The sequence below is a fragment of the Polaromonas sp. P3_C2 genome (genome assembly GCF_056402675.1).
This window is the reverse complement of record NZ_JBFUGX010000486.1, coordinates 1-3,188: the sequence shown is the minus strand read 5'-3', so window position 1 is coordinate 3,188 and position 3,188 is coordinate 1. Positions and strand designations below refer to the sequence as shown.

General features: G+C 58.0%; 6 protein-coding genes. All 6 read left to right on the top strand.

Annotated elements, in window-relative coordinates:
• Nucleotides 1-36: 36 nt before the first annotated feature.
• Entirely contained in the window at nt 37-657 is a 621-nt protein-coding gene (gene rplD / locus AC1DWI_RS17625) for a 50S ribosomal protein L4 (RefSeq protein WP_011481230.1), read from the top strand.
• Nucleotides 654-989: a 50S ribosomal protein L23 gene (gene rplW / locus AC1DWI_RS17620; protein ID WP_457281637.1), complete on the top strand. Its 336-nt coding sequence runs from the start codon at nt 654-656 to the stop codon at nt 987-989. Before rplD ends, rplW begins: the two co-directional genes overlap by 4 nt.
• Nucleotides 989-1,813, top strand: a complete 825-nt coding sequence (gene rplB, locus AC1DWI_RS17615) for a 50S ribosomal protein L2 (RefSeq protein ID WP_011481232.1) — start codon at nt 989-991, stop codon at nt 1,811-1,813. The genes rplW and rplB overlap by 1 nt, the downstream gene beginning before the upstream one ends.
• 9 nt (nt 1,814-1,822) lie before the next feature.
• Nucleotides 1,823-2,101 (top strand): 30S ribosomal protein S19, encoded by a 279-nt coding sequence (gene rpsS / locus AC1DWI_RS17610; protein ID WP_007866503.1) that lies wholly within the window; start codon nt 1,823-1,825, stop codon nt 2,099-2,101.
• 10 nt (nt 2,102-2,111) lie between these two features.
• Complete coding sequence (rplV, locus tag AC1DWI_RS17605; protein WP_007866508.1) at nt 2,112-2,441, top strand: 50S ribosomal protein L22; 330 nt, start codon at nt 2,112-2,114, stop codon at nt 2,439-2,441.
• Between the two features lie 12 nt (nt 2,442-2,453).
• The coding region (gene rpsC / locus AC1DWI_RS17600) for a 30S ribosomal protein S3 (RefSeq protein ID WP_477725322.1) at nt 2,454-3,188 on the top strand (735 nt) is incomplete at its 3' end.

Sequence of the window (3,188 nt, the reverse complement as noted above, 5' to 3'; positions counted from 1 at the left end):
GGCCAAGCCCACCACCGCTGCTAAAGGAGCGAACTGATGCAGGTCGAACTCCTGAATGACCAAGGTCTGGCTTCGTCCAAAGTGGACGTGCCTGATACCGTGTTTGGTCGCGAATACAACGAAAGCCTGATTCACCAGGTGGTCGTGGCCTTCCAGGCCAACGCCCGCCAGGGTACCCGGGCCCAGAAGGACCGTGAGCAGGTTCGTCACTCGACCAAGAAGCCTTTTAAACARAAGGGCACCGGTCGTGCACGTGCTGGTATGACGTCTTCGCCACTGTGGCGCGGCGGCGGTCGTATCTTCCCGAACATGCCTGACGAAAACTTCACGCAGAAGATCAACAAGAAGATGTATCGTGCCGGCATGGCGTCGATCTTCTCGCAACTGGCGCGCGAAGGCCGTCTGGCTGTGGTTGATTCGCTGGCTGTGGATTCACCCAAGACGAAAGTCCTGGCTGACAAGTTCAAGGCCATGAACCTCAACTCGGTGCTGGTCATCGCTGATGTGGTTGATGAAAACCTGTACCTGGCTTCCCGCAATCTGGTGAACATCCTCGTGGTTGAGCCCCGTTACGCCGATCCGGTGTCGCTGGTTCACTACAAGAAGGTTCTGGTCACCAAGGCTGCCATGGACCAACTCAAGGAGATGTTCGCATGAGCGCCCGTAACCCATCTTCTCCAAAACTGAAATTCGACGAAGGCCGCCTGATGCAGGTCCTGGTCGCTCCCATCGTGTCTGAAAAGGCGACGATGATTGCGGACAAGACCAATGCCGTGACCTTCAAGGTGCTGCAGGACGCTACCAAATTTGAAATCAAGGCTGCTGTGCAGCTGATGTTCAAGGTGGACGTCCAGTCGGTTGCCGTCCTCAACATCAAAGGCAAGACCAAGCGCTTTGGCAAATCCGTGGGCCGCCGCGACAACATTCGCAAGGCCTACGTGACGCTCAAGCCAGGTCAAGAGCTCAACCTCGGTGGGGAGTCTGCGTAATGGCTGTCATTAAAATGAAACCCACCTCCCCCGGCATGCGCGGGATGGTGAAGATCTCCCGGGATCACCTGCACAAGGGTGAGCCTTACGCGCCGCTGCTGGAACCACAATTCCAGAAGTCCGGCCGTAACAACAACGGGCACATCACGGTTCGCCACAAAGGCGGTGGTCACAAGCACCACTACCGTGTGGTCGACTTCAAGCGCAACAAGGACGCCATTCCGGCCAAGGTCGAACGTATCGAGTACGATCCCAACCGCACGGCCCACATTGCTCTGCTCTGCTACGCCGACGGCGAGCGCACCTACATCATCGCCCCCCGCGGCCTTGAAGTCGGTGCCACGCTGATCAGCGGTTCGGAAGCGCCGATTCGCGTCGGCAACACTCTGCCGATCCGCAATATTCCTGTCGGTTCGACGATTCACTGCATCGAGATGCAAATCGGCAAGGGCGCGCAAATCGCCCGCTCTGCCGGCACCTCTGCAACCTTGTTGGCCCGCGAAGGTACCTACGCCCAGGTGCGTATGCGCTCCGGTGAAGTTCGCAAGATCCACATCGAATGCCGCGCCACCATCGGTGAAGTCGCCAACGAAGAACACAGCCTGCGCCGTCTCGGCAAGGCCGGTGTGAAGCGCTGGATGGGTATTCGCCCGACCGTTCGCGGTGTGGTGATGAACCCGGTTGACCACCCGCACGGCGGTGGTGAAGGCAAGACCGGCGAAGGCCGTCATCCTGTCGATCCATGGGGTAACCTGACCAAGGGCTACCGCACCCGCAACAACAAGCGCACGCAAGTGATGATTGTTTCGCGTCGCAAGAAGTAAGGCTAACCCATGACACGTTCACTCAAAAAAGGTCCGTTTGTCGACCATCATTTGGTAGCCAAAGCCGACAAGGCCGTTACCAACAAGGACAAAAAGCCGATCAAGACCTGGTCGCGTCGCTCCATGATCCTGCCCGAGTTCATCGGCCTGACCATCGCCGTTCACAACGGCAAGCAGCACGTACCTGTCTACATCACCGATCAAATGGTTGGCCACAAGCTGGGCGAGTTCGCACTCACCCGGACTTTCAAAGGTCATCCGGCTGATAAAAAAGTTGTGAGAAAGTAAGGAAAAGACCATGGAAACACGTGCAACCCTCCGGGGCGTTCGTCTGTCGGTCGACAAGGGCCGTCTGGTCGCTGACCTGATCCGCGGCAAGAAAGTGGATCAAGCCCTCAACATCCTGAATTTCACGCAGAAAAAAGCTGCTGGAATCATCAAGAAGGTTGTGGAGTCCGCCATCGCCAACGCTGAACACAACGATGGCGCCGACATCGACGAGCTGAAGGTGAAAACCATCTACGTCGAACAAGGTGCCACGCTCAAGCGTTTCTCCGCGCGCGCAAAAGGCCGCGGCAACAGCATCAGCAAGCCCACGTGCCATGTGTACGTGGTCGTTGGCAACTAAAGGCAGCAGGATATGGGACAAAAAATCAACCCAACCGGGTTTCGCCTTGCAGTTAGCCGCAACTGGTCTAGCCGCTGGTACGCAAGCAACCGTGATTTCGCCGGCATGCTGGCTGAAGACATCAAGGTTCGCGAGTACCTGAAGGCCAAGCTCAAGAACGCTGCGGTTTCGCGCGTTCTGATCGAGCGCCCCGCCAAGAATGCCCGCATCACGATTTTCTCGGCACGTCCGGGCGTCGTGATCGGCAAAAAAGGCGAGGACATCGAGAACCTCAAGAAAGAACTGAGCCGCCAGCTGGGCGTGCCGGTCGCCGTGAACATCGAAGAAGTTCGCAAGCCTGAAATTGATGCCAAGCTCATCGCTGACAGCATCACGCAGCAGCTTGAAAAACGCATCATGTTCCGCCGTGCGATGAAGCGCGCCATGCAAAACGCCATGCGTCTGGGTGCCCTGGGCATCAAGATCATGTCGTCCGGCCGCCTCAACGGTATTGAAATTGCTCGTTGCGAGTGGTACCGCGAAGGTCGCGTGCCCCTTCACACCCTGCGCGCCGACATCGACTACGGCACCTCTGAAGCCAAGACCACCTATGGTGTGATCGGCGTCAAGGTCTGGGTCTACAAGGGCGACACGCTGGGCCGCAACGATGCGCCAGGCGCCAAGATGGTGGAAACACCGGCCGACGAAGAACGCAAGCCGCGCGGCCCACGCCGTGATGCCCGTCCTGGCGATCGCCCTGGTTCCGAC

Excerpts from the sequence above, each read along its gene's own strand:
- rpsS (WP_007866503.1), top strand. The coding sequence starts at position 1,823 with ATGACACGTTCACTCAAAAAAGGTCCGTTTGTCGACCATCATTTGGTA.
- rplV (WP_007866508.1), top strand. The coding sequence starts at position 2,112 with ATGGAAACACGTGCAACCCTCCGGGGCGTTCGTCTGTCGGTCGACAAG.
- rplW (WP_457281637.1), top strand. The coding sequence starts at position 654 with ATGAGCGCCCGTAACCCATCTTCTCCAAAACTGAAATTCGACGAAGGC.
- rplB (WP_011481232.1), top strand. The coding sequence starts at position 989 with ATGGCTGTCATTAAAATGAAACCCACCTCCCCCGGCATGCGCGGGATG.